The 24,354-nt window shown below is 57.0% G+C and carries 26 protein-coding genes; 21 read left to right on the top strand and 5 right to left on the bottom strand.

Annotated features, from left to right (window positions below):
• The first annotated feature begins 2 nt into the window (after nt 1–2).
• Genes mepA through SK62_RS05945 form a run of 4 tightly spaced genes read left to right on the top strand, consistent with a single transcriptional unit; the run spans nt 3 to nt 2,473 of the window.
• Entirely contained in the window at nt 3–827 is an 825-nt protein-coding gene (gene mepA, locus SK62_RS05930; RefSeq protein ID WP_003861385.1) for a penicillin-insensitive murein endopeptidase, read from the top strand.
• The gene (locus SK62_RS05935; protein ID WP_003861386.1) at nt 827–1,636 is read left to right on the top strand and encodes a sulfite exporter TauE/SafE family protein; all 810 of its coding nucleotides are present in this window, start codon (nt 827–829) and stop codon (nt 1,634–1,636) included. Before mepA ends, SK62_RS05935 begins: the two co-directional genes overlap by 1 nt.
• The gene (locus SK62_RS05940; protein ID WP_003861390.1) at nt 1,636–2,181 is read left to right on the top strand and encodes an elongation factor P hydroxylase; all 546 of its coding nucleotides are present in this window, start codon (nt 1,636–1,638) and stop codon (nt 2,179–2,181) included. The genes SK62_RS05935 and SK62_RS05940 overlap by 1 nt, the downstream gene beginning before the upstream one ends.
• A gap of 13 nt (nt 2,182–2,194) precedes the next feature.
• Nucleotides 2,195–2,473, top strand: coding sequence for a YfcL family protein (locus tag SK62_RS05945; protein WP_017383451.1), 279 nt, complete (start codon nt 2,195–2,197; stop codon nt 2,471–2,473).
• A gap of 58 nt (nt 2,474–2,531) precedes the next feature.
• Here the strand turns inward: SK62_RS05945 and mnmC are convergent, their stop codons facing one another.
• Nucleotides 2,532–4,529 carry a bifunctional tRNA (5-methylaminomethyl-2-thiouridine)(34)-methyltransferase MnmC2/FAD-dependent 5-carboxymethylaminomethyl-2-thiouridine(34) oxidoreductase MnmC1 gene (gene mnmC / locus SK62_RS05950; RefSeq protein WP_017383450.1) on the bottom strand — a complete coding sequence of 666 codons (1,998 nt, stop codon included), beginning with the start codon at nt 4,527–4,529 and terminating at the stop codon, nt 2,532–2,534.
• 158 nt (nt 4,530–4,687) lie between these two features.
• Between mnmC and fabB the strand changes: the two genes are divergently transcribed.
• Nucleotides 4,688–5,905: a beta-ketoacyl-ACP synthase I gene (gene fabB, locus SK62_RS05955; protein ID WP_017383449.1), complete on the top strand. Its 1,218-nt coding sequence runs from the start codon at nt 4,688–4,690 to the stop codon at nt 5,903–5,905.
• Nucleotides 5,906–5,972: 67 nt separating this feature from the next.
• Nucleotides 5,973–7,151 carry an MFS transporter gene (locus SK62_RS05960; protein ID WP_047719292.1) on the top strand — a complete coding sequence of 393 codons (1,179 nt, stop codon included), beginning with the start codon at nt 5,973–5,975 and terminating at the stop codon, nt 7,149–7,151.
• An 86-nt stretch (nt 7,152–7,237) separates the two neighbouring features.
• Here SK62_RS05960 and flk read toward each other — a convergent pair whose 3' ends face one another.
• Nucleotides 7,238–8,242, bottom strand: coding sequence for a flagella biosynthesis regulator Flk (gene flk, locus SK62_RS05965; protein WP_015572251.1), 1,005 nt, complete (start codon nt 8,240–8,242; stop codon nt 7,238–7,240).
• Between the two features lie 111 nt (nt 8,243–8,353).
• On the opposite strand from flk, the gene pdxB reads away from it, so the two are divergent.
• The 15 genes from pdxB (at nt 8,354) to hisP (ending at nt 22,424) form a co-directional block, all read left to right on the top strand.
• On the top strand, nt 8,354–9,490 hold the full coding sequence (gene pdxB / locus SK62_RS05970) for a 4-phosphoerythronate dehydrogenase PdxB (protein ID WP_047719291.1): 1,137 nt from the start codon (nt 8,354–8,356) through the stop codon (nt 9,488–9,490).
• 66 nt (nt 9,491–9,556) lie between these two features.
• Nucleotides 9,557–10,570 (top strand): aspartate-semialdehyde dehydrogenase, encoded by a 1,014-nt coding sequence (locus SK62_RS05975; RefSeq protein WP_023304157.1) that lies wholly within the window; start codon nt 9,557–9,559, stop codon nt 10,568–10,570.
• Nucleotides 10,570–11,382: a tRNA pseudouridine(38-40) synthase TruA gene (gene truA / locus SK62_RS05980; RefSeq protein WP_047719290.1), complete on the top strand. Its 813-nt coding sequence runs from the start codon at nt 10,570–10,572 to the stop codon at nt 11,380–11,382. Before SK62_RS05975 ends, truA begins: the two co-directional genes overlap by 1 nt.
• Nucleotides 11,383–11,410: 28 nt before the next feature.
• Complete coding sequence (locus SK62_RS05985; RefSeq protein ID WP_003861406.1) at nt 11,411–12,070, top strand: DedA family protein; 660 nt, start codon at nt 11,411–11,413, stop codon at nt 12,068–12,070.
• 154 nt (nt 12,071–12,224) lie between these two features.
• On the top strand, nt 12,225–13,130 hold the full coding sequence (gene accD / locus SK62_RS05990) for an acetyl-CoA carboxylase, carboxyltransferase subunit beta (protein ID WP_014884667.1): 906 nt from the start codon (nt 12,225–12,227) through the stop codon (nt 13,128–13,130).
• 70 nt (nt 13,131–13,200) lie between these two features.
• Complete coding sequence (gene folC, locus SK62_RS05995; RefSeq protein ID WP_045343830.1) at nt 13,201–14,469, top strand: bifunctional tetrahydrofolate synthase/dihydrofolate synthase; 1,269 nt, start codon at nt 13,201–13,203, stop codon at nt 14,467–14,469.
• Entirely contained in the window at nt 14,459–15,154 is a 696-nt protein-coding gene (gene dedD, locus SK62_RS06000) for a cell division protein DedD (RefSeq protein WP_017383444.1), read from the top strand. The genes folC and dedD overlap by 11 nt, the downstream gene beginning before the upstream one ends.
• A gap of 221 nt (nt 15,155–15,375) precedes the next feature.
• Nucleotides 15,376–15,864 (top strand): colicin V production protein, encoded by a 489-nt coding sequence (cvpA, locus tag SK62_RS06005; protein ID WP_000262116.1) that lies wholly within the window; start codon nt 15,376–15,378, stop codon nt 15,862–15,864.
• Between the two features lie 33 nt (nt 15,865–15,897).
• The gene (gene purF, locus SK62_RS06010; protein WP_006811407.1) at nt 15,898–17,415 is read left to right on the top strand and encodes an amidophosphoribosyltransferase; all 1,518 of its coding nucleotides are present in this window, start codon (nt 15,898–15,900) and stop codon (nt 17,413–17,415) included.
• Between the two features lie 89 nt (nt 17,416–17,504).
• Nucleotides 17,505–18,074, top strand: a complete 570-nt coding sequence (locus SK62_RS06015; RefSeq protein ID WP_015572254.1) for a UbiX family flavin prenyltransferase — start codon at nt 17,505–17,507, stop codon at nt 18,072–18,074.
• Nucleotides 18,075–18,364: 290 nt separating this feature from the next.
• Nucleotides 18,365–19,147, top strand: a complete 783-nt coding sequence (argT, locus tag SK62_RS06020; protein ID WP_015572255.1) for a lysine/arginine/ornithine ABC transporter substrate-binding protein ArgT — start codon at nt 18,365–18,367, stop codon at nt 19,145–19,147.
• A 226-nt stretch (nt 19,148–19,373) separates the two neighbouring features.
• Nucleotides 19,374–20,156 carry a histidine ABC transporter substrate-binding protein HisJ gene (hisJ, locus tag SK62_RS06025; protein WP_003861421.1) on the top strand — a complete coding sequence of 261 codons (783 nt, stop codon included), beginning with the start codon at nt 19,374–19,376 and terminating at the stop codon, nt 20,154–20,156.
• 88 nt (nt 20,157–20,244) lie between these two features.
• Complete coding sequence (locus SK62_RS06030; protein ID WP_015572256.1) at nt 20,245–20,931, top strand: histidine ABC transporter permease HisQ; 687 nt, start codon at nt 20,245–20,247, stop codon at nt 20,929–20,931.
• A complete protein-coding gene (locus tag SK62_RS06035; RefSeq protein WP_003861424.1) occupies nt 20,928–21,641 on the top strand; it encodes an ABC transporter permease in 714 nt (237 codons plus the stop codon). Before SK62_RS06030 ends, SK62_RS06035 begins: the two co-directional genes overlap by 4 nt.
• Before the next feature lie 9 nt (nt 21,642–21,650).
• Nucleotides 21,651–22,424 carry a histidine ABC transporter ATP-binding protein HisP gene (gene hisP, locus SK62_RS06040; RefSeq protein WP_003861426.1) on the top strand — a complete coding sequence of 258 codons (774 nt, stop codon included), beginning with the start codon at nt 21,651–21,653 and terminating at the stop codon, nt 22,422–22,424.
• 100 nt (nt 22,425–22,524) lie between these two features.
• On the opposite strand, the gene SK62_RS06045 is transcribed toward hisP, so the two are convergent.
• From SK62_RS06045 to folX, 3 genes are read right to left on the bottom strand one after another with little or no spacing between them, the layout of a single operon-like run.
• Entirely contained in the window at nt 22,525–23,025 is a 501-nt protein-coding gene (locus SK62_RS06045; RefSeq protein WP_045338084.1) for a GNAT family N-acetyltransferase, read from the bottom strand.
• Nucleotides 23,026–23,069: 44 nt separating this feature from the next.
• Nucleotides 23,070–23,963 (bottom strand): TIGR01777 family oxidoreductase, encoded by an 894-nt coding sequence (locus tag SK62_RS06050; RefSeq protein WP_023295087.1) that lies wholly within the window; start codon nt 23,961–23,963, stop codon nt 23,070–23,072.
• Between the two features lie 13 nt (nt 23,964–23,976).
• Nucleotides 23,977–24,345: a dihydroneopterin triphosphate 2'-epimerase gene (gene folX / locus SK62_RS06055; protein WP_003861432.1), complete on the bottom strand. Its 369-nt coding sequence runs from the start codon at nt 24,343–24,345 to the stop codon at nt 23,977–23,979.
• Nucleotides 24,346–24,354 lie beyond the last annotated feature (9 nt).

The raw sequence follows: 24,354 nt of genomic DNA on the forward strand, positions 1-24,354 counted from the left end.
CTATGAAAAAAACCGCAATCGCTCTGCTGGCGCTGCTGGCCAGTGGAGCAAGCCTGGCCGCTACGCCGTGGCAGAAAATCACCCACCCGGTAGCGGGGAGCGCGCAGTCCATTGGCGCTTTCTCCAACGGGTGTATCGTCGGCGCGCAGGAACTTCCGCTGCAATCGGATACCTATCAGGTGATGCGCACCGACCAGCGCCGTTATTTCGGCCATCCTGACCTGGTGCTGTTTATTCAGCGTCTTGGCAACCAGGTGCATAACCTGGGGCTGGGGACGATGCTGATTGGCGATATGGGGATGCCTGCCGGTGGTCGCTTCAACGGCGGTCACGCCAGCCACCAGACCGGACTGGATGTGGATATCTTCCTGCAATTGCCGAAAACGCGCTGGAGCTCAGCGCAGCTGCTGAAACCGCAGGCGCTGGATCTGGTCTCGGCCGACGGTAAACGGGTCGTCGCCTCGCGCTGGTCGCCGGAAATTTCCAGCATGATTAAGCTGGCGGCAGAGGATAACGACGTCACGCGGATCTTTGTTAATCCGGCCATCAAGCAGCAGCTTTGCCTGGATGCGGGAACGGATCGCGACTGGTTGCGTAAAGTGCGCCCTTGGTTCCAGCACCGGGCGCATATGCATGTTCGCCTGCGCTGTCCGGCGAACAGCCTGGAATGTGAAGATCAGCCGCTGCCACCGCCTGGCGATGGTTGTGGTTACGAACTGCAAAGCTGGTTTGAACCAGCCAAGCCTGGAACCTCTAAGCCTGAGAAGAAGACACCGCCTCCGTTGCCGCCTTCCTGCCAGGCGCTACTGGATGAGCATGTACTTTAATGGATAATTTCGTCGATCTGTTCATGGTGTCACCGCTGCTGCTGGCGGTGCTCTTTTTTGTTGCGATGTTAGCCGGATTTATCGATGCCCTGGCGGGCGGCGGCGGGTTGCTCACCGTTCCGGCGCTGCTGGCGGCAGGCATGAGCCCTGCCCAGGCGCTTGCCACCAACAAACTCCAGGCATGCGGCGGTTCGCTCTCCTCGTCGCTCTATTTCATCCGGCGCAAAGTGGTGAATCTCGCCGATCAGAAGCTCAATATCCTGATGACGTTTATTGGCTCAACGGCGGGTGCGCTGCTGGTCCAGCACGTACAGTCCGACATTCTGCGCCAGATCCTGCCGCTGCTGGTTATCTGTATCGGCCTCTATTTCCTGCTGATGCCAAAGCTCGGGGAAGAAGATCGACAGCGTCGTCTTCACGGCCTGCCGTTTGCGCTGATTGCCGGTGGCTGCGTCGGTTTTTACGATGGCTTCTTTGGCCCGGGGGCAGGTTCGTTTTATGCGCTGGCATTCGTGACGCTGGCCGGATTCAACCTCGCCAAATCCACCGCCCACGCCAAAGTCCTCAACGCGACCTCCAACGTTGGCGGTCTGCTGCTGTTTATCATTGGCGGCAAGGTTATCTGGGCAACCGGGTTTGTGATGATGGCAGGGCAGTTTTTGGGCGCGCGCGCAGGCTCGCGTCTGGTATTAAGCAAAGGACAAAAGCTGATCCGCCCGATGATTGTTGTCGTCTCGGCGGTGATGAGCGCCAAACTTCTTTATGACAGCCATGGACAGGAGATCCTCACCTGGTTGGGGATGAACTAATGAACAGTACGCATAACTACGAACAGCTGATTGAGATCTTCGATAGCTGTTTCGCTGATGATTTTAATACCCGTCTGATTAAAGGCGACGACGAACCGATCTATCTTCCAGCTGATGACGAGGTTCCGTATAACCGCATCATCTTTGCCCACGGCTTTTACGCCAGCGGTTTGCACGAAATTTCGCACTGGTGTATCGCCGGGAAAGCGCGTCGCGAGCTGGTGGACTTTGGTTACTGGTACTGCCCGGACGGGCGCGACGCCGCCACCCAGGGGCAGTTCGAAGATGTGGAGGTGAAACCTCAGGCGCTCGAATGGCTGTTCTGCGTAGCGGCGGGTTTCCCGTTCAACGTAAGCTGTGACAATCTCGAAGGCGACTTCGAGCCAGACCGTATCGTCTTCCAGCGCCGCGTTCATGCGCAGGTGATGGAATATCTTGAGAAAGGCATCCCGGCACGTCCGGCACGCTTGATCGAGGCTTTACAGAATTATTACCACACGCCGGAGATCACGGCGGAATGCTTCCCTTGGCCGGAAGATCTTTAACAGAGGAAAGAAGATGATCGCAGAATTTGAATCACGCATTCTGGCGTTAATTGATGACATGGTGGAACACGCCAGTGATGATGAGCTGTTCGCCAGCGGTTATCTGCGTGGTCACCTGACGCTGGCGGTAGCCGCGCTGGAAGCCGGGGACGATCACTCTGCCGACGCCGTTCACGCGGAAGTCACTCGCAGCCTGGAAAAAGCCATTCTGGCCGGGGAACTCTCTCCGCGCGACCAGTCTTTAGTGCTGGGCATGTGGGACAATTTGTTCCAGCAGGCGAAAGCGAAGTAAGTGTATCACCGCCCTCTCCCACAGGGAGAGGGCCGGGGTGAGGGCACCAGACCGCACCCTACTTGACCATTTTCCCCTTCAGCAATTTCCGCACCCACAGTCGGTTTGGATTCAGCCCCGCGAGCGTAACCCTGTCCAGCGGAACCGGCTCGTCGCTCATTTGCGCGGCTAACGCTTCAGCCAGCAGCGGCGCGGAGCATAATCCCCGCGAGCCTAAGCCACCCAGCATAAACAGCTCGGGGTGAACGGGAGCACTTACCGCCGTTTCTTTGTTGTCAGCAAGATCCTGATAGACTTCAAGCGTGGCGTCATAGTCCGGCACGTTTCCCGCCATCGGCAGGTGATCGCGGGTCGCGCAGCGTACGCCGCAGCGCGCCTGACCCTCACCGACATTCACCTCTTTTGCCCACGACGCATCCGGGAAACAGTCGAGCAGGCGCTGGCGGTTTTGCTGCTGATCCGCTTCGCTGTACTGCATATCTGTTTCACCGCGATGGTAGCTGGCACCGATGCAGTGATGGCCGTTGGACGGGTTTTGCGGCGTCAGGTAGCCGTCGTAACACAGCACCTGACGCAGTTTGCTCAGTTGGGGGGCGGCAGGAATATGGCTTACCTGGCCGCCGACCGGATAAACCGGCAATGACGCTGTCTGGGTAAACTGGCTGATATGATGCCCGTTGGCCAGCACAACGCTGGCATGCTGCGCCTCTTTGCCGTTAGCGAAACGCAAATTCCAGTGCGCAGTGCGGCTTAGCGATTGAACCTTATGGGCATAATGCACTGTCAACCCACGCGACTGCCCGAGGGCTATCGCCGCAGAAGTCAGTTCAGCCGGACACAGCCAGCCGCCGAGTGGATACTGAATACCCCCGCAGCCGGTGTCGACGCCAGCGGTCTCTGCAACCTGCTGCGCCGTGACGGCATGGGCGATGGCCTCCGGCAGACCCAGCGACAGCATTTGTGTGATTTTCTGCTGGCTCTTCTCGTCCCAGCCGAGCTGCGTCACGCCGCACCAGTTGTGGTCGAACGCAACCGGCAGGCTATCGTAAAGGCGGCGAGCAAACGTAAACGCCGCCGGGAAGAACTGGAACAGTGCCGGATCGTGTGAACTTAATAAGGGATAAAGCGCGCCCTGACGGTTGCCTGATGCGCCCGTCGCCGGCGCCTCGTCAGCGCAGTAGAGCGTCACCTGCCAGCCACGGTGCAGCAGCGCCAGCGAGAGCAGGGCGCTGGCGATACCCCCGCCCACAATGGCGACCTCACGCGAGGTGCTGGCGCGACGGGCAAACCAGGGGGCCTGCGCCGGGATCGCCAGATCCTGTTCCATCACCCCGACCAGCATGTCGCGTTTGCGGCCAAAGCCTTTGGTTTTCCGCATGGTAAACCCCGCCTCCTGCAACCCACGGCGAACAAATCCCGCCGAGGTGAAGGTAGCAAGCGTCGCGCCCGGGCGCGCCAGACGTGCCATGGCGCTGAACAGGTGCGGGCTCCACATGTCCGGGTTTTTGGCGGGCGCAAAACCATCCAGGAACCAGGCGTCCACCTTCTGATTCATTGAGTCATCGAGCTTATCGGTCAGGTCGTTAATGTCGCCCAGCCACAGGTCGAGGGTGACGCGTCCGTCGTCCAGAATCAGACGATGACAGCCACCGATAGCCGGAGGCCACTGGGCCTGAAGCTGTTCCGCCCAGTGGGTAAGCTCCGGCCAGCGCTGATGGGCAAGCCGCAGATCGTGCGCGGTAAGCGGAAATTTTTCGAAACTGATGAAATGTAATCTTTGTAAGGTAGCCTCGGGGTGTGCAGCGCGAAACTGGTCGAACGCCTGCCAGAGGGTCAGAAAATTCAGCCCGGTGCCGAAACCGCTCTCCGCTACGACAAACAGGCTGCGCGGATGCTCAGGGAAGCGGGTGCTGAGATGATTTCCTTCGAGGAAGACATAGCGCGTCTCTTCCAGTCCGTTATCATTAGAAAAGTAGACGTCATCAAAATCTCGGGAAACAGGTGTACCCTCAGCGTTGAATTCGAGGTTGGCAGGTTGTATGGCGTTTTGTTTCACGTAAGTTACTCGTCCGACAGGCAGTGGCACGATCTTAGCGATGTGAGCCCATCGGTGCAAATTTCCACAGAAAATGGCTGATCGGACTTGTTCGGCGTACAAGTGTACGCTATTGTGCGACTCGAAACTTTTTATAGTGCGACTTACAGAGGTATTGAATGAAACGTGCAGTGATTACTGGCCTGGGCATCGTTTCCAGCATCGGTAATAACCAGCAGGAAGTCCTGGCATCTCTGCGTGAAGGACGCTCCGGGATCACTTTCTCTGAAGAGTTTAAAGATTCTGGAATGCGTAGCCACGTATGGGGTAACGTTAAACTGGACACCACCGGTTTAATTGACCGTAAAGTGGTTCGTTTCATGAACGATGCCTCTATCTACGCCTATCTTTCCATGCAGGAAGCGATCAAGGATTCTGGTCTGAGCGAAGACGCTTACCAGAACAACCCACGCGTGGGCCTGATTGCAGGCTCCGGCGGTTCCTCTAAAGCTCAGGTGTTCGGTGCTGACGCCATGCGCAGCCCGCGCGGCCTGAAAGCGGTCGGTCCATATGTTGTGACCAAAGCCATGGGTTCAGCGGTTTCCGCGTGCCTGGCAACGCCGTTCAAAATCCACGGTGTGAACTACTCCATCAGCTCCGCATGTGCGACCTCCGCACACTGTATCGGTAATGCGGTTGAGCAGATCCAGCTGGGCAAACAGGACATCGTATTTGCTGGCGGCGGCGAAGAGCTGGGCTGGGAAATGGCCTGTGAGTTCGACGCGATGGGCGCACTGTCCACCAAATACAACGAAACGCCAGACAAAGCGTCCCGTACTTATGACGCACACCGCGACGGTTTTGTTATCGCTGGCGGCGGCGGTATGGTTGTGGTTGAAGAGCTGGAACACGCGCTGGCGCGTGGCGCGCACATCTATGCTGAGATCGTGGGCTACGGCGCAACGTCTGACGGCGCTGACATGGTTGCTCCATCTGGTGAAGGCGCGGTGCGCTGCATGAAGATGGCGATGCACGGTGTTGATACTCCAATCGACTACCTGAACTCCCACGGCACCTCAACGCCGGTAGGCGACGTGAAAGAGCTGGGTGCGATCCGTGAAGTGTTCGGCGACAATAGCCCGGCTATCTCTGCAACCAAAGCCATGACCGGTCACTCTCTGGGAGCGGCGGGCGTGCAGGAAGCGATCTACTCTCTGCTGATGCTGGAAAACGGCTTTATCGCGCCAAGCATCAACATCGAAGAGATGGACGAGCAGGCGGCTGGCCTGAACATCGTGACCGAAACCACCGAACGTGAGCTGACGACCGTTATGTCCAACAGCTTCGGTTTCGGCGGCACCAACGCCACGCTGGTGATGCGTAAGCTGAAAGCGTAAGCGTTTGAAGGTATAGTAGAAGGGAGCCGCGCGGCTCCCTTTTTTATGCCTGAACACGGAGTTATGCATGAAGGCTGTTACCCCTGAGAAGAGCGCTCCTTCCGGGAACCTTTCCCTTTTCCGCATCGCCTTTGCGGTGTTTCTGACCTATATGACCGTTGGCCTGCCGCTGCCGGTGATCCCCTTGTTCGTTCACCAGGAGCTGGGCTATGGCAACACCATGGTCGGTATTGCGGTGGGCATTCAGTTTTTAGCGACGGTATTAACCCGGGGCTACGCCGGTCGCCTGGCGGATCAGCACGGCGCAAAACGCTCGGCGTTGCAGGGCATGTTTGCCTGCGGGCTGGCGGGGGGAGCCTGGCTGCTGGCGGCGCTGTTGCCAATAGATGCAGCGTATAAATTCGCGCTGCTGGTGGCAGGGCGCCTGATCCTCGGCTTTGGCGAAAGCCAGCTGCTGACCGGCACCCTTACCTGGGGAATGGGGCTGGTGGGGCCTGCGCGTTCCGGAAAAGTGATGTCCTGGAACGGAATGGCGATTTACGGCGCGCTGGCGGCAGGCGCACCGCTGGGGCTGCTGATCCACAGCCAGTTTGGTTTTGCGGCGCTGGCAGGCACCACCATGGTATTGCCGCTGCTGGCGTGGGCGTTTAACGGTTCGGTGCGTAAGGTGCCCGCCCATAAAGGCGAGCGTCCTTCGCTGTGGAGCGTGGTGGGGCAAATCTGGCAGCCGGGCCTCGGGCTGGCGCTTCAGGGGGTGGGCTTCGCGGTTATTGGTACCTTTGTCTCCCTCTATTTCATGAGCCGCGGCTGGGCGATGGCGGGCTTTACGCTGACGGCCTTTGGCGGCGCGTTTGTATTGATGCGCGTGCTGTTTGGCTGGATGCCGGATCGCTTTGGCGGCGTGAAGGTGGCCGTGGCGTCACTTGTCATTGAGACCGTGGGGCTGGTACTGCTCTGGCAGGCGCCGTCCGCATCCGTTGCGCTGCTGGGTGCGGCGTTAACCGGCTGCGGCTGCTCGCTGATCTTCCCGGCGCTGGGCGTTGAAGTGGTGAAGCGCGTCGCTCCGCAGGTGCGCGGCACGGCGCTGGGCGGCTATGCGGCGTTTCAGGATATCTCATACGGGGTCACCGGGCCGCTGGCGGGGCTGCTTGCAACGTCGTTTGGCTATCCTTCCGTCTTCCTGGCCGGTGCGGTGTCAGCGGTGGTGGGAATTGTGGTGACGCTGGTGGCGTTTCGCAGGTCGTAGTTTTTGCCCGGTGGCGGCTACGCCTTACCGGGCCTACTGTTCGAGCCGTTGTAGGCCCGGTAAGCGAAGCGCCACCGGGCAAATCCTCACGCAACCAGCCAGAAAATCGCCAGCGCAATCACCAACGCGATAAACATCAATCCCGGACGGGCAGAAAGCGTTTTGAACGTATCAACTACGGGGGCAAACAGCGGGCTGTAGATCGGCTGAATGTTTCTTACCTCCGGCACGCCGCCTTCCCGCTCGGCGCGGCGAATGAAGATCTGATTGAGCACATCCTGCACCTGCGCGGTGGTCAGCACCGTTTGCGGCGTAGCCTGCCAGCTCTGCTGAGCGTAATCCCGAATCATATCGAACTCGTGCGGTTCCAGCGGTTGTTTCAGCGCCGCCTGTACGCTGTGCAGGGTCGGGGCGCTCTGGGTGCTGAGCGTCTGACGCGCCTGGAGCCAGGTGACCAGATGGGTAAACTGTTTTGCCGGGATCATCTCGCCCGCTTTCACACCGGAAAGTTCCAGCATGGATTGCCAGATAAGCTTTGTGGGTTCGCCGGTAGCGGCAGCCAGCTTAGTGACCATCTGCTTGAGCGTATTATGCTCCGCAGGCTGCAATGGCCGCTCTGTAGACGGGCGCTGTTGCGGCTGCGGGATAGAAAGCTGATTGCTTTGTAGCAGGGTCAACACGGTTTTCAGCTGTTCTTGCGAAAGCTGGCTCAGGGCGGTATGACCGTACTGTTGACGGATAAAATCACTCACCGCCTGGCGATTATTCCCCTGGCCCAATAGCTCGGTCAGCTGCGAGATAATCTGGCGGGTAGTATGTTGCTGCTGTGCGCTGGTAAGACGCTGGTTCAGGTTTTGTTCGGCGGCAGGGAAATGGCGCGACTGTAGCGGCGCATCGTTTCTTACGCCCAAATCGTGCTTAACGCCGGCCCATACCTCTGCGTTTTGCTGTGAGGTTAACGCAATAAGACGCGTGATCAGACGCTCCAGTACGGTGCGTTGCTGCGTGGAGAGCGGTTGTTCGCCTGGCGTGTTGGGCGTTACGGGGCCTTCACCCGGAGGGCGCGGAGGCGTACCTGAAATGGGCTGCATCGTCAAAAATCCTTAAAGTCAAACTCTGCGTAACCGGGCGGAGATATATGCCCGGCGGCGAGATTATGGCACACTTGGCAGGTTTACTTCCTCTCAAACAGGTACTCAGACGTGAAAATCCTCGTTGATGAAAATATGCCTTACGCCCGTGAGCTGTTCAGCCGCCTGGGTGAGGTTAAGGCTGTCCCTGGTCGCCCGATTCCGGTCAGCGAACTGGACGATGCAGACGCCCTGATGGTGCGCTCGGTGACCAAAGTAAATGAGGCACTGCTCACCGGCAAAGGGGTTAAATTTGTCGGGACGGCAACGGCCGGGACCGATCATGTGGATGACCAGTGGCTTAAGCAGGCGGGGATTGGTTTTTCCGCGGCGCCAGGCTGTAACGCCATTGCCGTCGTGGAATATGTTTTCTCCTCGCTATTGATGCTGGCCGAGCGCGATGGTTTTGCGCTGAAAGACCGCACCGTCGGGATTGTGGGTGTGGGCAACGTGGGCGGACGTCTGCAAAAGCGTCTGGAAGCCTGGGGTATCCGCACCCTGCTGTGCGATCCGCCGCGTAAGGATAATGGCGATGAAGGCGACTTCCGCACGCTGGATGAGCTGGTCGACGAGTGCGACGTCATCACCTTCCATACACCGCTCTTTAAAGAGGGGCCGTACAAGACTCTGCACCTGGCCGACGAAAAACTGATCCGCCGTCTGAAGGCTGGCACTATTCTGATAAATGCCTGCCGGGGACCGGTGGTGGATAACGCGGCGCTGCTGGCATGTCTCGACGAAGGACAAGAGCTTAGCGTCGTGCTGGACGTCTGGGAACCAGAGCCGGATCTCAACGTCGCCTTGCTGAATAAGGTGGACGTGGGTACCGCGCATATCGCGGGTTATACCCTTGAAGGCAAAGCGCGTGGCACAACCCAGGTGTTTGAGGCTTACAGCGCCTTTATCGGCCATCCGCAGCAGGTGGCGCTGGATACGCTGCTGCCCGCCCCGGCATTCGGCCGCATTACCCTTCATGGCCCGCTGGATGAGGCAACGCTGAAAAGACTGGTGCATTTGGTGTATGATGTGCGCCGCGATGACGCGCTGCTGCGTAAAGTGGCGGGTATTCCGGGTGAGTTTGACAAGCTGCGCAAAAATTACCTTGAGCGCCGCGAGTGGTCTTCCCTGTATGTCATGTGCGATGACGCGTCAGCGGCGGGGCTGCTGCATAAACTGGGATTTAACGCCGTTCACCACCCGGCACGTTAATGTCTTCTTAATGCTCCCTGTCGGATATTCCGGCAGGGACGCTTTTTATTTCTGGAGTAAACCACCATGTCTGAAGGCTGGAACATTGCCATTTTGGGTGCCACTGGCGCCGTGGGCGAAGCCCTGCTTGAAACCCTTGCTGAGCGTCAGTTCCCGGTGGGTGAGATTTACGCACTGGCGCGTACCGACAGCGCAGGAGAACATCTGCGTTTCGGCGGCAAATCCGTGATGGTGCAGGATGCCGCCGCGTTTGACTGGACGCAGGCTCAGCTGGCGTTTTTTGCCGCAGGTGCGGAAGCCACGGCGTCTTACATTGAAGAAGCGACCAGTTCAGGCTGTCTGGTGATCGACCTGAGCGGCCTGTTCTCCCTGGAGCCGGATGTGCCGCTGGTGGTGCCGGACGTCAACCCGTTTGTGCTGGCTGACTACCGCAACCGCAACATCATTGCAGTACCGAACAGCCTCACCAGCCAGCTGCTGACCGCGCTGAAGCCGCTGATCGACGACGGTGGCCTGTCGCGTATTTCCGTGACCAGCCTGCTTTCAGCCTCCGCTAACGGTAAAAAAGCCGTAGACGCACTGGCAGGGCAGAGCGCGAAGCTGTTGAACGGTATCCCGATCGACGAAGATGATTTCTTTGGCCGCCAGCTGGCGTTCAACATGCTGCCGCTGCTGCCGGATCGTGAAGGTTCGGTGCGGGAAGAGCGTCGTATCGTCGATGAAGCACGCAAAATTTTGCAGGATGACGGGCTGATGATCTCCGCGAATGTCGTGCAGTCTCCGGTCTTTTACGGCCACGCGCAGATGGTCGGGTTTGAAGCCCTGCGTCCGCTGGCGGCTGAAGAAGCCCGCGACGCGTTTGGCCGCGGTGAGGACATTGTCCTGTCCGAAGAGAGCGAATTCCCGACGCAGGTGGGCGACGCCACCGGCAGCGCGCATCTCTCTGTGGGCTGCGTGCGTAACGATTACGGTATGCCGGAGCAGGTGCAGTTCTGGTCCGTTGCCGACAACGTGCGTTTTGGCGGCGCGCTGATGGCGGTCAAAATCGCGGAAAAACTGGTGCAGGAGTATCTGTACTGATGTCAGATGTGGAACAAAAGCCGGTCCACAGAATTGCCCTCGGCATTGAATACGATGGCAGTAAATACTATGGCTGGCAGCGGCAGAATGAGGTGCGCAGCGTCCAGGAGAAGCTGGAGAAAGCGCTCTCTCAGGTGGCGAACGAACCGATAAGCGTCTTCTGTGCGGGCCGCACCGATGCCGGCGTTCACGGCACGGGGCAGGTGGTGCATTTTGACACCACCGCCGTGCGCAAAGCCGCGGCCTGGACGCTGGGTGTAAATGCGAATTTGCCTGGTGACATTGCCGTGCGTTGGGTGAAAGCTGTGCCGGATGATTTTCACGCGCGTTTCAGCGCGACGGCGCGGCGCTACCGTTATGTCATCTATAACCAGCGCCTGCGCCCGGCGGTGTTAAGCCAGGGCGTGACGCATTTTTATGAACCGCTGGATGCAGAATGTATGCAGCGTGCGGCGCTGTGTCTGATTGGTGAGAATGATTTTACGTCGTTTCGTGCGGTGCAGTGTCAGTCCCGTACGCCGTGGCGTAACGTCATGCACATTAACGTCAGTCGTTATGGCGCGTATGTGGTGGTGGATATCAAAGCCAATGCCTTTGTACATCATATGGTGCGGAATATTGTAGGCAGCCTGATGGAAGTGGGCGCCGGACACCAGCCGGAGAGCTGGATTGCAGAACTGCTGGCAGCGAAGGACAGAACGCTTGCGGCAGCAACGGCGAAAGCGGAAGGGCTGTATCTGGTTTCGGTGGATTATCCGGACCGGTTCGACCTGCCAAAACCGCCAATGGGCCCGCTGTTTTTAGCGGACTAAACAAAGGTGCAATTAGGGCTTAGACAATATGGACGTAATACGTTTTCTGATTGATTTCATCCTGCATATTGATGTTCACCTGGCGGAGCTGGTCGCGCAGTACGGCGTCTGGGTGTACGCCATTCTGTTCCTCATTCTGTTCTGTGAAACCGGCCTTGTGGTTACGCCGTTCCTGCCGGGAGATTCACTGCTGTTCGTGGCGGGCGCGTTATCCGCACTGCCAACGAATGACCTGAATGTCCATCTGATGGTGGTCCTGATGATCATCGCCGCGATTGTTGGTGATGCGGTCAACTACACCATCGGGCGGGTGTTTGGCGAGCGGTTGTTCAGTAATCCGGACTCGAAGATTTTCCGCCGCAGTTATTTAGATAAAACCCATGCGTTCTATGAGCGCCATGGCGGTAAGACCATTATCCTTGCCCGTTTTGTGCCTATTGTGCGTACATTTGCACCGTTTGTGGCGGGAATGGGTCACATGTCCTATCGTCATTTTGCCATGTACAACGTGGTGGGCGCGCTGCTGTGGGTGCTGCTGTTCACCTATGCAGGCTACCTGTTTGGCGATCTGCCGGTGGTTCAGGAAAACCTTAAGTTACTGATTGTAGCGATTATTGTGCTTTCCGTACTGCCTGGCGTCATCGAAATTATCCGTCACAAACGCGCGGCGGCAAAGCAAGCGAAGTAAATGCATGCTGGCGGTTCGACCACTTTTTTATCCAAAGTTTCGGGCTGTTATGTTTTAATGTGCAACATTCATGGTCTGTTGGAGGCAAAAATGGCATTATTCGCCTCTTACAGCAAAACTGGCATACGACCAGGTTCAGGCAGAAAGGTTATCAATGAGCTGGATTGAACGAATTAAAAGCAACATTACCCCAACGCGTAAAGCGAGCATTCCTGAAGGGGTATGGACGAAGTGTGATAGCTGCGGCCAGGTTCTGTATCGCGCAGAGCTGGAACGCAATCTTGAGGTGTGTCCGAAGTGTGACCACCATATGCGTATGTCGGCGCGCAACCGCCTGCATAGCCTGCTGGACGAAGGTTCTCTGGTAGAACTGGGCAGCGAACTGGAGCCAAAAGATGTGCTTAAGTTCCGCGACTCCAAAAAATACAAAGATCGTCTGGCCTCTGCGCAGAAAGAGACCGGCGAGAAAGACGCGCTGATCGTCATGAAAGGCACCCTGCACGAGATGCCGGTGGTTGCCGCCGCGTTTGAGTTCTCCTTTATGGGCGGCTCAATGGGCTCTGTGGTTGGCGCGCGCTTCGTGCGTGCCGTTGAGCAGGCGCTGGAAGACAACTGCCCGCTGATCTGCTTCTCCGCCTCCGGTGGCGCACGTATGCAGGAAGCGCTGATGTCCCTGATGCAGATGGCGAAAACCTCTGCGGCGCTGGCGAAAATGCAGGAGCGCGGTCTGCCGTACATCTCGGTACTGACCGATCCAACCATGGGCGGCGTTTCTGCAAGCTTCGCGATGCTGGGCGACCTGAACATCGCTGAGCCAAAAGCGCTGATCGGCTTTGCGGGTCCTCGCGTTATCGAGCAGACCGTACGTGAGAAACTGCCGCCGGGCTTCCAGCGCAGTGAGTTCCTCATTGAGAAGGGCGCCATCGACATGATCGTCCGCCGTCCGGAAATGCGCCTGAAACTGGCAAGCGTCCTGGCGAAGCTGATGAATCTGCCGGCGCCGAACCCGGACGAGCCGCGCGAAGGCGTGGTGGTACCGGATCAGGAACCCGAGGCCTGATAACTGAAAAGGGCAGGGCCGAATGGCGCTGCCCTTTTGCTTTCTAAACCGTTAATGACAACCGGGCATCATGGAAAATAAAAGCATTCCTCAAGCCACGTCGCCCCTGGCCGCGTGGCTTTCTTATCTGGAAAACCTGCACAGTAAAACTATCGACATGGGCCTTGAGCGCGTAAGCCAGGTTGCCGCGCGTCTTGACGTGTTGAAACCCGCGCCTTTCGTATTTACCGTGGCCGGCACTAACGGTAAAGGCACCACCTGCCGCACGCTGGAATCTGTCCTGATGGCGGCGGGGTACAAGGTTGGCGTTTACAGCTCGCCGCATCTGGTGCGCTATACCGAGCGCGTGCGCGTGCAAAACACCGAGCTGGCGGAATCCGCCCATACGGCGTCGTTTGCCGCTATCGAAGCGGCGCGCGGCGAAACCTCATTAACCTATTTCGAATACGGCACCCTGTCGGCGCTGTGGCTGTTTAAGCAGGCGCAGCTGGACGTGGTGATCCTGGAAGTGGGGTTGGGCGGGCGTCTGGATGCCACCAATATGGTGGATGCGGATGTCGCCGTCGTCACCAGCATCGCGCTGGATCACACCGACTGGCTGGGCCCGGACCGCGAGAGCATTGGCCGTGAGAAGGCCGGTATTTTCCGGGCCAATAAGCCTGCCGTGGTAGGCGAACCGGACATGCCGCATACCATTGCTGAGGTAGCGAAAGAGAAGGGCGCTCGTCTGCTGCGTCGCGGCGTGGACTGGCAGTATGAGGTGCAGGACAAAGGCTGGCGCTTCAGCGATGCGCAGGGCGTGCTGGAGAGTCTGCCCCTTCCGCAGGTGCCACAGCCTAACGCGGCGACTGCGCTGGCAGCCCTGCGCGCCAGCGGATTAGCGGTAAGTGAGCAGGCGATCCGCGACGGCATTCAGAACGCACTGCTGCCGGGACGTTTTCAGATTGTAAGTGAGTCACCGCGTCTGATTCTGGATGTTGCACATAACCCGCATGCGGCGGCGTACCTCGCAGGACGTCTCAAATCGTTACCAAAAACCGGGCGCGTGCTGGCGGTTATCGGTATGCTTCATGATAAAGATATCGGCGGCACGCTGGCCTGCATGGAGAGTGTGGTCGATAGCTGGTATTGTGCTCCTCTGGAAGGGCCGCGCGGCGCGACTGCTGAGCAGTTGATGGAACATCTCGGCAAAGGCGAAATCTACAACAGTGTGGTTTCGGCCTGGCGTGCCGCGATGGCGGAGGCTAAACCAGAAGATACCGTGCTGGTGTGTGGGTCATTCCACACGGTGGCACATGTCATGGAAGTGATGGACGCGGGGAGAACCGGTGGCGAGTAAGTTTCAGAACCGTTTAACAGGAACCATTGTGCTGGTCGCGCTCGGGGTGATTATTCTCCCGGGACTGCTCGACGGGCAAAAAAAGCATTACCAGGATGAATTTGCGGCCATTCCGCTGGTACCCAAACCGGGCGATCGCGACGAGCCCGATATGCTGCCAGCGGCAACGCAGGCGCTGCCTGCCCAGCCGCCAGAAGGTGCAGCGGAAGAGGTGCGCGCAGGTGATGCAGCCGCGCCGTCTCTTGATCCGTCGCGTCTGGCCGCGAATAACAACGTTGAAATCGATCCTGTACCGGTAGAGCAACCCAAACCGGTTGAAAAACCGAAGCCGGTAGAGAAAACGCAGCCTAAACCGCAGCGTGACAAAGCCGACGAGCAGCTGGCTGCGGCAACGGAAACGCCGCCACCGGCCAAACAGACCCAGCAGGAGGCCGCCCCTACGGGTAAAGCCTATGTCGTTCAGCTCGGTGCGTTGAAAAATGCAGATAAGGTCAATGAGATCGTGAGTAAACTGCGCGGCGCGGGATACCGTGTTTATACTTCACCCACCACGCCAGTACAGGGTAAAATTACCCGTATCCTCGTGGGGCCGGATGCGTCTAAAGATAAGCTCAAAGGTTCGCTTGGCGAGCTGAAGCAAATCTCCGGCCTGAGCGGTGTGGTGATGAACTACAGCGCAAACTGATAGAAATTCCCCCCTCACCCTAAACCTCTCCCCAAAGGGGAGAGGGCCGGGGTGAGGGGGAGGCAGACGTTCACAGAAACGTCAAAGGTGCGGTGGCGTTGAGCATTTTTTCAGCGCCTTTTTTATTTACGCGTGGGAAGGAAATCCCTACGCAAACGTTTTCTTTTTCTGTTAGAATTCGCCCCGAACTGGATGACAGGGCGTTTAATCGTGGGACACATATGGTCTGGATTGATTACGCCATCATTGCGGTGATTGGTTTTTCCTGTCTGGTTAGCCTGATCCGTGGCTTTGTTCGTGAAGCGTTATCGCTGGTAACCTGGGGTTGTGCTTTCTTTGTTGCCAGTCATTACTACACTTACCTGTCTGTCTGGTTCACGGGCTTTGAAGATGAACTGGTCCGAAACGGAATCGCCATCGCGGTGCTGTTTATCGCGACGCTGATTGTCGGCGCTATCGTCAATTACGTGATAGGTCAGCTGGTCGAGAAAACCGGTCTGTCAGGAACGGACAGGGTACTCGGCATCTGTTTCGGCGCGTTGCGAGGCGTGCTCATTGTGGCCGCGATCCTGTTCTTCCTGGATACCTTTACCGGGTTCTCCAAAAGTGAAGACTGGCAAAAATCGCAGCTCATTCCGGAGTTCAGCTTCATCATCAGATGGTTCTTTGACTATCTGCAAAGCTCGTCGAGTTTCTTGCCCAGGGCATAAACCCTGAGATGTGGCTTAACGAGGAAAAGACGAATGTGCGGTATTGTCGGTATCGCCGGTTTCATGCCGGTAAACCAGTCGATTTATGACGCGTTAACGGTGCTTCAGCACCGTGGGCAGGATGCTGCGGGTATCATCACCATTGATGCAAACAACTGCTTCCGTTTACGCAAGGCGAATGGCCTGGTAAACGATGTGTTTGAAGCCCGCCATATGCAGCGTCTGCAAGGTAATATGGGGATCGGTCACGTTCGTTATCCTACTGCTGGCAGTTCCAGCGCCTCTGAGGCTCAGCCTTTTTACGTTAACTCCCCGTATGGCATCACGCTTGCCCACAATGGCAATCTGACCAATGCCCACGAGCTGCGTAAAAAGCTGTTCGAAGAGAAACGTCGCCACATTAACACCACCTCTGATTCTGAAATCCTGCTCAATATCTTTGCCAGCGAACTGGATAACTTCCGCCATTATCCGCTGGAAGCAGACAACATTTTTGCCGCCGTTGCCGCGACTAACCGCCTGATCCGTGGCGCGTATGCTTGCGTGGCGATGATCATCGGTCACGGCATGGTGGCCTTCCGCGATCCAAACGGCATTCGCCCGCTGGTGCTTGGCAAACGTGACCTCGGCGATGGCCGTTCCGAGTACATGGTTGCCTCCGAAAGCGTGGCGCTGGACACTCTGGGCTTCGAATTCCTGCGTGATGTCGCGCCAGGCGAAGCGGTCTACATCACTGAGAAGGGCCAGCTGTTTACCCGTCAGTGCGCCGACAACCCGGTGAGCAACCCGTGCCTGTTCGAATACGTTTACTTCGCGCGTCCGGACTCGTTCATCGACAAGATTTCCGTTTACAGCGCGCGCGTCAACATGGGGACGAAGCTGGGCGAGAAGATTGCCCGCGAGTGGGACGATCTCGACATTGATGTCGTGATCCCAATCCCTGAAACCTCCTGTGATATCGCGCTGGAAATTGCCCGTATTCTGGACAAGCCGTACCGTCAGGGCTTCGTAAAAAACCGCTACGTGGGCCGCACTTTTATCATGCCGGGCCAGCAGCTGCGTCGTAAGTCCGTACGTCGTAAGCTGAACGCTAACCGTGCCGAGTTCCGCGACAAGAACGTGCTGCTGGTGGACGACTCCATTGTGCGCGGCACGACGTCTGAGCAGATCATCGAGATGGCGCGTGAGGCCGGGGCGAAGAAAGTGTATCTCGCCTCCGCAGCGCCGGAAATTCGCTTCCCGAACGTGTATGGCATTGATATGCCAACCGCTAACGAGCTGATTGCTCACGGTCGTGAAGTAGACGAAATTCGGCAGATCATCGGTGCCGACGGCCTGATTTTCCAGGATCTGAACGATCTGATCGACGCGGTGCGCGCCGAGAACCCGGATATTCAGCAGTTCGAATGCTCGGTATTCAATGGGATCTACGTAACGAAAGACGTTGACCAGCAGTATCTCGACTATCTGGATTCGCTGCGTAACGACGATGCGAAAGCCGTCCAGCTGCAAAACGATCTCGAAAGCTTAGAGATGCACAACGAAGGTTGATGCGTATGCAGGTGAGGGCGCTCGCCCTCACTTGCAACTCCCCGTAAAATCCTGCACAGTCTGCCCTGAAATCAGCAAGGGCGAAAATCATGAAACGACTCATTGTAGGGATCAGCGGTGCCAGCGGCGCGATTTATGGCGTCCGGCTTTTACAGGTGCTGCGTGACGTTGCAGGCGTAGAAACCCATCTGGTGATGAGCCAGGCGGCGCGTCAGACCCTCTCTCTTGAAACCGATCTCTCTCTGCGCGACGTTCAGGCCCTGGCTGACGTTGTCCACGATGCCCGCGATATCGCCGCCAGCATCTCTTCGGGCTCGTTTAAAACGGCCGGCATGGTTATTTTGCCCTGTTCGATTAAAACCCTTTCCGGCATTGTAAACAGCTATACCGACACGCTGGTGACGCGTGCAGCGGATGTGGTGCTGAAAGAGCGTCGTCCTCTGGTGCTCTGCGTGCGGGAAACGCCGCTGCACCTGGGACATCTGCGTTTAATGACGCAGGCAGCCGAACTGGGGGCCGTGATTATGCCGCCGGTCCCCGCGTTCTATCATCGTCCGCAAACGCTGGACGATGTCATCAACCAGACCGTTAACCGCGTACTGGATCAGTTCGATATCGACCTGCCGGAAGATCTCTTTACCCGCTGGCAGGGGGCGTGAAGCTGTGCACAAACAAGGTGCATGAAAAGACAATTTGCCCTGTTTCAGGGCAAAACTGCAACCGCGATCATATCCTCGACATTTAATCCGCTTTTTCCCTTTTTCTCTTTCCGGTTCGTTCGGCAGACCTGCTATCTTTCACCATTAAGGCAGTATCGCAACGTTTTATTAACATATTTAACGTCGTAGTTTTAACCCGACGACAATGTGGCATAAGACCTGCAAGAACAGCCTGCAACACAACACACAACATAAACCATAATAAAATCACGGTTCTTGAGGGTAAATGTATGAAGAAGACGGTTCTGGCTCTGTCTTTGCTCGTGGGCTTGAGTGCAGCAGCAAGTAGCTATGCAGCGCTTCCACAGACAGTTCGTATCGGTACAGACGCAACTTACGCGCCATTCTCCTCCAAGGATGCGAAAGGCGACTTCGTGGGGTTTGATATCGATCTGGGAAATGAGATGTGCAAACGCATGGAAGTGAAATGCACATGGGTGGGCAGTGACTTTGATGCGCTGATCCCGTCGCTGAAAGCCAAGAAAATTGATGCCATTATCTCTTCTCTTTCCATCACGGAAAAACGTCAGCAGGAGATCGCCTTCTCTGAGAAGCTCTACGCTGCCGACTCACGTCTGATTGCCGCGAAAGGCTCGCCAATCCAGCCGACCATCGACTCGCTGAAAGGCAAACATGTTGGCGTGCTTCAGGGCTCGACCCAGGAAGGTTACGCCAATGCTAACTGGCGCGAGAAGGGCGTCGATGTTGTGGCTTACCAGAACCAGGATCTGATCTACTCTGACCTGGCGGCAGGCCGTCTGGATGCCGCGTTTCAGGATGAAGTCGCCGCGAGCGAAGGCTTCCTGAAACAGCCTGCGGGTAAAGAGTACGCCTTTGCTGGCCCGTCGGTAAAAGACAAAAAATACTTTGGCGACGGTACCGGTATTGGCCTGCGTAAGGATGATACCGAGCTGAAAGCCGCCTTCGACAAAGCCTTTAATGAGCTGCGTAAAGACGGTACCTACGACAAACTGGCGAAGAAATACTTCGATTTCAACGTCTACGGTGATTAATGCCTGAATGAGATGCACTGAAGTGGTGCATCCCGGCGGGGTTATGTTCCAGTATGGTGCAACACATGCACCATACTGGATCGTTGTGTGCATAGTTAAGCATTTATAATGCAAAAATTCCCGTTCAAAGGCATTAATCTTTGCCTGAATGAGGGGATTAATGGCACATTAACAACACCCCGTCGTCGTAAAAATCTCGTATTAAGACAGTTTGTTGAGGACAGATATGAAAAAACTGGTGTTGTCACTTTCTCTGGTACTGGCTTTTTCCAGCGCCACCGCGGCATTCGCAGCAATTCCGCAGAAAATTCGTATTGGAACTGACCCAACCTATGCACCTTTCGAATCGAAGAATGCGAAGGGGGAACTGGTCGGTTTTGACATCGATCTGGCTAACGAGCTGTGCAAACGCATTAAAGCGCAATGTACCTACGTTGAAAACCCGCTGGATGCGCTGATCCCGTCCCTGAAAGCGAAGAAAATTGACGTGATCATGTCCTCCCTGTCCATCACAGAAAAACGTCAGCAGGAGATTGCCTTCACGGACAAACTCTATGCGGCGGACTCACGTCTGGTGGTGGCGAAATCCTCTGACATTCAGCCAACCCTTGAATCTCTGAAAGGCAAACGCGTGGGCGTGTTGCAGGGTACGACGCAGGAAACCTACGGCAACGAGCATTGGGCGCCAAAGGGGATTGAAATTGTCTCTTACCAAGGCCAGGAAAACATCTACGCAGACCTCACGGCAGGCCGCATTGACGCGGCATTCCAGGATGAAGTGGCGGCAAGCGAAGGCTTCCTGAAACAGCCTGTGGGTAAAGATTACAAGTTCGGCGGTCCGTCCATTAAGGACGAAAAACTCTTTGGCGTCGGTACCGGTATGGGCCTGCGTAAAGAAGACAACGAACTGCGTGAAGCCCTGAACAAAGCGTTCGCCGAGATGCGCGCGGACGGCACCTATGACAAGCTGGCGAAAAAGTACTTCGATTTTAATGTTTACGGCGGCTAATCGCCCCGTCTGATAACGTGCGGCCCCTCCCGTTGCGGGAGGGGAAAAGACACGGTTCCACCACTCACGAGACGACAGGGCACGCGGTATGCTGTACGGATTTTCTGGCGTTATTTTACAGGGCGCGCTTGTCACCCTTGAGCTGGCTATCAGCTCCGTGGTGCTGGCGGTGCTGATAGGCCTGGCGGGCGCGGGGGCAAAATTATCCGCCAACAGACCGCTGGCGCTGATATTTGAAGGCTATACCACGCTGATTCGCGGCGTGCCTGACCTGGTGCTGATGCTGCTGATCTTTTACGGCCTGCAAATCGCACTTAACGGCGTGACGGATGCCATCGGCATGGAGCAGATCGATATCGACCCGATGGTGGCTGGTATTATTACCCTTGGTTTTATCTACGGCGCTTATTTCACTGAGACCTTCCGCGGCGCTTACATGGCCGTGCCGAAAGGGCATATTGAAGCGGCGACCGCCTACGGTTTTACCTCCTCACAAACGTTTCGCCGGATCATGTTCCCGGCCATGATGCGCTACGCGCTGCCGGGCATCGGTAACAACTGGCAGGTTATTCTCAAGGCAACGGCGCTGGTCTCCCTGCTGGGTCTGGAAGATGTGGTGAAGGCCACGCAGCTGGCGGGTAAAAGCACCTGGGAACCTTTCTATTTTGCGGTGGTTTGCGGCGTAATTTATCTGGTCTTTACGACCGTCTCCAATGGTGTGCTGCTTCTGCTCGAACGTCGCTACTCCGTGGGTGTGAAGAGGGCTGACCTGTGATTGAGATTATTCAGGAGTACTGGAAATCCCTGCTGTGGACGGATGGCTACCGCTTTACTGGCGTGGCGATCACGCTGTGGCTGCTGATCTCCTCGGTGGTAATGGGCGGCATTCTGGCGGTGTTTCTCGCCATTGGCCGCGTGTCGAACAATAAATTTATCCAGTTCCCGATCTGGCTGTTCACCTACGTGTTTCGCGGTACGCCGCTGTACGTGCAGCTGCTGGTGTTCTATTCCGGGATGTACACGCTGGAGATCGTGAAAGGCACCGAGATGCTGAACGCGTTCTTCCGCAGCGGCCTGAACTGTACGGTGCTGGCGCTGACGCTCAATACCTGCGCCTATACCACCGAGATCTTCGCCGGGGCCATCCGGTCTGTGCCGCACGGTGAGATCGAGGCGGCGCGCGCGTACGGCTTCTCGTCCGTGAAGCTCTACCGCTGTATTATTCTGCCTTCGGCGCTGCGTATTGCGCTGCCGGCCTACAGCAACGAAGTGATTTTAATGCTGCATTCGACGGCACTGGCGTTTACCGCCACGGTACCGGATCTGTTAAAGATTGCCCGCGATATTAACTCTGCCACCTACCAGCCGTTTACGGCGTTTGGCATTGCGGCAGTGCTCTATTTGATCATTTCTTACGTCCTGATCAGCCTGTTCCGTAAGGCTGAAAAACGCTGGTTACAGCATATAAAACCGTCGACGCACTGAGAATTTATGATGGCTGAGAACAAATTAAACGTAATTGATTTGCACAAGCGCTACGGCGAACATGAAGTGCTGAAAGGGGTGTCGCTGGAGGCTAACGCGGGTGACGTGATCAGTATTATCGGCTCATCAGGTTCGGGTAAAAGTACCTTCCTGCGCTGCATCAACTTCCTCGAAAAACCGAGCGAAGGGTCGATTGTGGTGAGCGGACAGAACATCAATATGGTCCGTGATAAAGACGGCCAGCTTAAAGTGGCGGATAAAAACCAGCTGCGCCTGCTGCGCACACGCCTGACGATGGTGTTCCAGCACTTCAACCTCTGGAGCCACATGACGGTGCTGGAGAACGTGATGGAAGCGCCGGTTCAGGTGCTCGGCTTAAGCAAGCAGGAAGCCCGCGAGCGTGCGGTCAAATACCTGGCGAAAGTGGGTATCGACGAGCGGCAGCAGATCAAATATCCGGTGCACCTGTCAGGGGGGCAGCAGCAGCGTGTTTCCATCGCCCGTGCGCTGGCGATGGAGCCGGAAGTGTTGCTGTTTGACGAACCGACTTCCGCGCTGGATCCTGAACTCGTTGGCGAAGTACTGCGCATCATGCAAAAGCTGGCGGAAGAGGGCAAAACGATGGTGGTGGTGACGCACGAGATGGGCTTCGCCCGTAACGTTTCTAACCACGTTATCTTCCTGCATCAGGGGAAAATTGAAGAGCAGGGGCACCCCGATGAGGTGCTGGCGAACCCGCAAAGCCCGCGTTTGCAGCAGTTCCTGAAAGGATCTCTGAAGTAAAGAGGGCATCAGCCCGCAGAGCCGCGCAATTGCCCGGTGGCGCTTCGCTTACCGGGCCTACAAACCCCGTAGGCCGGGCAAACGCAGTGCCGCCCGGCACTCAACACTCCAGCCGATACACCCAGTCGTCGTACCGTACGCCGTTAATCTCGTACGCTTTCTCCAGCACCTGTGTGCGCACAAAACCCGCTTTCTCAAGGACCCGCACCGACCCGACGTTATCCGCCAGCACGTACGCGTTTATCGCCTTCACGCCCGTCTGGTTAAATGCATACTCGCACACCGCGCGCAGCGCCTCGCTGGCAATGCCTTTTCCCTGCGCGGCAGGCACAACCGTGTAGCCAATATCCGCCTCTTCACGGTTCGCCGCACTGATTTGCAGGCCGATATCCCCGAGCGGCGTAATGTCGTTATGCAGACGGATTACAAAGACATGCTCCGCCATCAGGCGCGCGGCAAATACGCGGCGCGTCTCTTTTTCCGGCGTGATAGCGGCCATATAGCGCATGATGTTGGGGTCTTCGCGCAGAGAGCGGAAGAACGCCCAGTCAGAAGGTTCGAAAGGGGCGAGATGGAGCCGGGTTGTGGTGATGGTTGCCATAGTTACGCCATATCATCCAGACATGGCGTATAACTCTAACATATTCACTGCACCACATCCCCCAGCGCCTCTTCCAGGTCATACCAGCGGAACGTAAACCCGGCCGCTTCCAGCCGTTTTGGCAGCGCGCGCTGCCCGCCCAGCACCAGCACCGAAGACTCACCCATCAACAGACGAATCGCCGTTGCAGGCACGCGCAGCACCGCCGGGCGATGCAGGGCATGGCCCAGGGCGTGAGCAAACTGTTCATTACGTACCGGATACGGAGACACCATGTTAAACGGCCCGCGCAGGTCGTTATCCAGCAGCCAGAGAATGCCGTTGACCATATCCTCGATATGGATCCACGCCAGATACTGACGACCATTGCCGATGGGCCCGCCAAGCCCCATTTTAAACGGCGGCAGCATTTTACCGAGAATACCGCCCTTCGGCGCAAGTACCACGCCGGTGCGCAGCAGGCAGACGCGGGTACGATCGCTTTGCGCCGCGCAGGCGATGCGCTCCCACTGGGCGCAGAGTTTATGGGTAAACTCGTTGTGCGGCGGCTCCTCTTCGGTCACCACCACTTCACCGAGATCGCCATAGTAGCCTGTAGCAGAACCTGAAATCAGCACCGAAGGCGGCGTCTCGCTGCTGCGAATCAGCTCAACCAGCCTTTCGGTCATGTTCCAGCGGCTGCTGCATAAACGCTGTTTTTGCTCTTCGGTCCAGCGTTTATCGGCGATAGGTTCGCCAGCAAGGTTGATGACGGCGTCAAAGCCGTTCAGATCCTGCCTTTCCGCCAGGCCTTTCCAGATCTCAACGCCGACGCCCAGCACCTGGCGCGCTTTCTCCGGGCTGCGCGTGACCACGGTAATGTCGTGATGCAACGCCTGCAAACGTGGAATGAGATGGCGACCAATCAGGCCCGTACCGCCGGTGAGCAGGATCTTCATACAACCTCCAGGTTTACGCCTGGCGCTGCCAGCTTAACGTCATGGAGACGGAGTCGGCGTAGCGCAGGGCGTGAAGTTTATCGATCTCCACTTCAGCATAAGTGACCCAGTGGTGTTCGCGTGCGATGTCGAGCACATCCTGAGTTAATTTTTCCAGTAGCGCAAAACGGTTGTTCTCAACGTACTGGATGATGCTTTTGGTGATCGTGCGATAGTTCAGCGCGTCATTGATGTCCTCGCTGGCACGCGCCTTGTCTGCCGGGTAGTGGATCACTACATTCACCACGATATCCTGGCGATTCGCGATCTCCTCCTCTTTGATACCAATGAACGTGCGTAAGCGTAAGTTTTTTATACGAATAATAGCGTCATGCTGGGACATTGCAGGTCT

This window comes from Enterobacter sp. BIDMC109 (assembly GCF_001037885.1).
Classification (GTDB): domain Bacteria; phylum Pseudomonadota; class Gammaproteobacteria; order Enterobacterales; family Enterobacteriaceae; genus Enterobacter; species Enterobacter hormaechei_C.